Origin of the sequence: Streptococcus sp. HMSC064H09, from assembly GCF_001812625.1 — a bacterium.
In the GTDB taxonomy this organism is placed as follows: Bacteria; Bacillota; Bacilli; order Lactobacillales; family Streptococcaceae; genus Streptococcus.
The window spans coordinates 125,293-126,140 of record NZ_KV809593.1 but is presented as its reverse complement, the minus strand read 5'-3'; the positions used below and the strand labels follow the sequence as shown (position 1 = coordinate 126,140).

The window sequence follows — 848 nt, the reverse complement described above, 5'->3', positions numbered from 1 at the left end:
CAGGTGTGAAAGTATTGTTGAATTCTGTATCTGAAGGAAGGGTATTTGTTGCTTTAAGTACGTGACCTTCCTTAGTAACAGTGATTGTTACTTCAGCCTTCATTGTATCGTAAGTCATACCAGCTTCTTTATTTTCTGGGATAACTTCTTCTACAGTGTACTTGTGAGTACCAACTTGTGTATTGTCAAAGGTCAAGTCATCAAAGGCTACAACACCTTCTTTAGTATTTGTCTTAGTTTGAAGAACTTTACCAGTTGAATCTTTCAATACAAAGCTAAATTCACCGGCTTTCAACTCACGACCTGCGAGAGCCTTGCTAAAGTCAAACTTAGTCTTAACTGGAGCTACAGCAAAGTTGTTGAACTCAGTATCAGCTGGCATTGTAACGGCAGCGTTCAAAAGACCTGTTTGAGCGTCTTTTGTGACATTTACAGTCACAACTGCGTTCATTGAATCGTAATCAATGTTTGTATCTGTTCCAGCTTTTTCACGTACAGTGTAAGTGTGTGTACCTACAGTTGCATATGAGATTGGGTCAAATTGAATTGAACCATCAGCCGCATTTTGTTTAGTTTGAATCACATTACCGTTTTCAAGCAATTCGAATGTGAAGGCATTAGCTTCAAGAGTCTTACCTTCCAAACGTTTTGTGAAGCGGAATTGTGCTTGTGTTGCAGCAGGTGTGAAAGTATTGTTGAATTCTGTATCTGATGGAAGAGTGTTTGTTGCTTTAAGTACGTGACCTTCTTTAGTAACAGTAATTGTTACTTCAGCTTTCATCGTATCATATTGCATTCCTGCTTCAGAACCTTGAACTTCTTCTACAGTGTACTTGTGAGTACCAACT

At 38.7% G+C, this 848-nt stretch carries 1 protein-coding gene; it reads right to left on the bottom strand.

Annotation, left to right across the window (positions count from 1 at the left end; all coding sequences use genetic code 11):
* Positions 1-848 (bottom strand): Spy0128 family protein (locus HMPREF2867_RS11595; protein WP_305366816.1); only part of this gene is annotated, 848 nt, incomplete at both ends.